The sequence below is a fragment of the Nocardia sp. NPDC058497 genome (assembly GCF_042720195.1).
Lineage (GTDB): Bacteria > Actinomycetota > Actinomycetes > Mycobacteriales > Mycobacteriaceae > Nocardia.
Genome location: NZ_JBHXMY010000570.1, coordinates 1 through 3714 on the forward strand (window position 1 = coordinate 1; position 3714 = coordinate 3714).

The 3714-nt window shown below is 66.6% G+C and carries 4 protein-coding genes; all 4 read right to left on the bottom strand.

The annotated features are described in order from the left end of the window. On the bottom strand, nucleotides 1-1002 hold a 1002-nt coding region (locus ACFWPJ_RS27355), incomplete at its 3' end, for an MlaD family protein (RefSeq protein ID WP_378855544.1). Continuing rightward, nucleotides 999-2021, bottom strand: a complete 1023-nt coding sequence (locus tag ACFWPJ_RS27360) for an MlaD family protein (RefSeq protein WP_378855546.1) — start codon at nucleotides 2019-2021, stop codon at nucleotides 999-1001. The genes ACFWPJ_RS27360 and ACFWPJ_RS27355, both read right to left, overlap by 4 nt. Next, a complete protein-coding gene (locus tag ACFWPJ_RS27365; protein ID WP_378855548.1) occupies nucleotides 2018-3436 on the bottom strand; it encodes an MCE family protein in 1419 nt (472 codons plus the stop codon). Before ACFWPJ_RS27365 ends, ACFWPJ_RS27360 begins: the two co-directional genes overlap by 4 nt. Nucleotides 3437-3445: 9 nt before the next feature. Beyond that, nucleotides 3446-3714, bottom strand: a 269-nt coding sequence (locus ACFWPJ_RS27370) for an ABC transporter permease (protein WP_378855550.1), incomplete at its 5' end; no start/stop codon positions are given.

Sequence of the window (3714 nt, forward strand, 5' to 3'; positions counted from 1 at the left end):
CTGTACGGCTTGGGCGAAGCACAGCCAGTTGTCCGGGAAGATCCACGGCGCCCAGATCTCGCCGTAGGGTCCGTTGCCGACCACGTTGTTGAACTGGCGCAACGCGACCGGGGTGATCTCGTAGAGCCGGTCCAGGTTCTCCTTGTTCTTGGTCAACCCGTCGGCCATGGTGTTGAGGTTCTGGATCAGCGGACCCAGCTCGCCGTTGTTCTCGATGCCCATGTCCTGCAGCAGTTTCGACATCGCGGCGACATTGTCGAGCAGCTGGGTGAGCAGGGTCTGGCGCTGCTGGACGGCGGCGCCGATGGCCTCGCCCCTGGTCAACAGCAGGAGCACGCTGTTGCGATTGTCTGAGACGAGCTGGGAGACCTGGTCCATGCTCTTCAGCAACGTGTCGACCTCATCGCGCCTGCTGTTGATCACCTGGGCCAGCGCGCCGATGCTGTCGAGTGCCTGCACCGCCAGGGCGGGTGAGTCGCCGAGCTGGGTGTTGAGCACATCGAGGGCGGTGCGCAGCTTGTTCGCGTCGATGCGTTCGATGCGCTCGAACGAGGAGGTGTATTTCGGGTCCTGGATCACCTTGCTCAGGTTGTAGGGCACCGAGGTGTTCTCCAGTGCGATCCTGTTGCTGGGCAGCCCTTTTCCGTTGCCGGGGTGCAGGTCCACGTGCAGCCGCCCGAGGATGGTCGACATCTTGATCGCGGCGCGCGCGTCGGGGCCGAGGCGGATGTCGCCGCGGATCCGCAGCGCGACCTCGACCTTGTCGTTGACCAGCCGCACCGCCTGAACCGCGCCGACCTCGATACCGGCGATGTCGACCGTCGCACCTGCCCGCAAGCCCGCTGCCTGCGCGAACTCGGCATCGATCGTCTTGTCGCCCAGCCGGACCTGGGCGAGCAGGCTCGAGCCGCCCAGCAACAGCAGTACCGCCAGCGCGGCGGACAGGCCGAGTCGCAGGTACCTGTTGCGCCGCCAGAACTCCGGAACACGGGGCCGCCTCATCGGCACACCCCCGACTGCGAGTTGCCGCCGACCTGCGAGAACAGGCCTTCGGGCAGCACCACTCCCCAGAGCGAGATATCCAGTCGGCAGATGTAGGCGTTGCCGTAGGTGCCGTAGCTGGTGAAGCGGGCGACACCATTGAGGAAGTCGGGCAGCTCGACGGCGCCACGATCCAAGGCCGCTCCGTTGTACAGCAGCATCATCACACCGGTCGTGGCGTCGCGCTGGGCGGCGCCCATGCCGGGTTTGACCTGGCCGATCAGCGAGACCAGCGAGTTCGTCGCTCCCGCAACGCGTTCCACGGAACTCTTCAACGACTGCCCTTCGGCGTACAACCCGTCCATCAGGCTGCGGGTCTGGGTGATCAGGGTTTCCAGCTCGCCGCTGCGCTTGGCCAGCCCGGCGAGCACAGAGCTGAGATTGCTCAGGACATCGCCCAGGATCTGGTCGCGCTCACCGAAGGTGCTCGCCAGCTGGGCGGCCTGGGTGATCAGCGCCGCCAGCGACACCTCGTTGCCCTGGAGCGCCTGGATGAGCGTTTCCGACAGCGAGTTGATCTGGTCGGGTTGCAGCACGCTGAACAGCGGCTCGAACCCGGACAACAGTGTCGAGACGTCGAACGAGGGCTCGGTGCGGTCGAGCGGAATCTGGGAGCCGACGGGTACCACGGTGCCCGCGCCGTCGCCAGGAGCCAGAGCGATGTAGCGCTGCCCGATGAGATTTTGGTACCGGACAAGGGCTTTCGTCGTATCGGTCAGATGCTGACGTGCTTCGATACGGAAGTCGACCTTGGCCGTGTACTCGGGGGTGAAGTCGATCTTGTCGACGCGTCCGACCCGCACACCGGCCATGCGCACGTCGTCGCCCACCCGCAGCCCGAGGACGTCGGTGAACACCGCGGAGTACGTGCTGGTGTTGCCGGGGACACTGCGTTGCAGGGTCGACCAGATCGTGTAGGTGAGCACGGTGGTCAGCACGACGAAGAAGCTGAAACCGACCAGTGGCTTGGTGTATTTCACTGGCGCAGGCCACCTTCGGTGTCGGGGACGAGGGGGACGGTGCCGATGATCGAGCCGAGCAGCAGCAGTTGGGTGAAGTTCGGTCGCCCGCCGACCAGCGCGGACACCGCGGCCACGCCGGTGAGGCTGCGCGGTTGCGCGGCCTGCGGCTGATCGGTCGCCGCCGCGGGCGCGGTGATCCCGGGGATGGCGGGCAAACCGGGAATCGCGGGCAGCCCAGGAAGGGTGGGCACCGAGATGTTCGGCAGCGCGGGCAGTCCCGGCACCGACGGCAGCACCGGTGCGGGACCGGCCGCCTCGAGGCGCTGCGGCAGCATCTGCGCCGGGTATTCCTGCGGGGGCGCGACGTCGGGCACGGTCGGTCCGCCACACCGCGGTCCGGTCATCTCGCCGTAGCGCGGGCAATCCTCGGCGGTGTACTGCTGGAACGGGGTGAACGACACATCCATCCGCCACGCCATCTGCTTGCGTGGACCGAAGGTGAAGGTCTGCTGCAGTTTGCGCAGCGACACGTTGAGATTGGCCGCGGCGGACTGGAGCGCACCGGGATCCTTGGCGATGCCGCCGAGCAGCCCGTCCAGTCCGGAGACCAGCTCCTTGCCGGAATCGGGGTTGGCGGCGAAGAGACTGTTCACGGCCTCGACCGCGGAATTGCCCTGGGTGAGCAGCTCGACCAGCTGGGTCCGGTGTTCGTTGAGGGTGCGCGCGGAGATCACCGAGTCCGCCAGTACGCCGACCAGCTCGGGCGCCGACTGGCTCAGCGCGGTGGCGGCCTGCCCGAAATTGCTGAGCAGATCACCGATTTCGGGAATCTGGTGGATCGTGGTGAGCCAGGTGTCGAGCCGCTCCACTGTCGAGCCCGGTACCCGGGCGCTCGGATCGAGGGCCGCGGACAGCGTGGCCAGCACACGCCCGAGCTTCTCCGGCTGGATGGTGGCCAGCACATCGCGCAGGGTATTGAGCGTGGACTGCAGCCGGATCGTCTCGGCGCTGGTGTCCTGATGGATGGTGTGCCCGCCGCGCAGAGTTCCGGTGGCGGCGCCGTTGTCGACCAGCTGGATCGAGGAGACGCCGAAGATATTGTCCGGCACGACGCGCGCGGTCACCGTATCCGGAATCATCTCGGCGATACCGGGTTTCAGCTCGAAGGTGGCGTGCTGGCGTTCGCCCTTGGCGACCATCGCCACGTCACCGACCACGCCGACGACCATGCCGCGATACTTCACGTCGGCGCGCTGCGGCAGTCCGTCGCCGGTGCTGGTCAGCTCGGCGCCGACCACCACCGTGTCTTCGAACTCGCCGTTGTAGCGCAGACCGAGCAGATACAGCGCGGCCGCGACGGCGGACACCATGGCCAGGCCCGCGACGGTCAGCTGACGACCGGTCGGCCCGCGGCCACTGGGATCGAGAATCATCCGATCGACCTATCCCGAGATCCGGAATCCGGGGTCGATGCCCCAGATCGCAAGGGTGAGAAAAAGATTGGTGAAGACCATCACGACGATGACCATCTTGATCGCGCGTCCCGCCGCGACCCCGACACCTTCGGGGCCACCGGAGGCCACGAAGCCGTAGTAGCACTGGATGAAGGCGGCGATCAGGACGAACACCACCACCTTGAACAGGGAGAAGAACACGTCGCCGCCGACCAGGAACTGGAAGAAGTAGTGGTCGTAGGTGCCCGCGGTGGTGC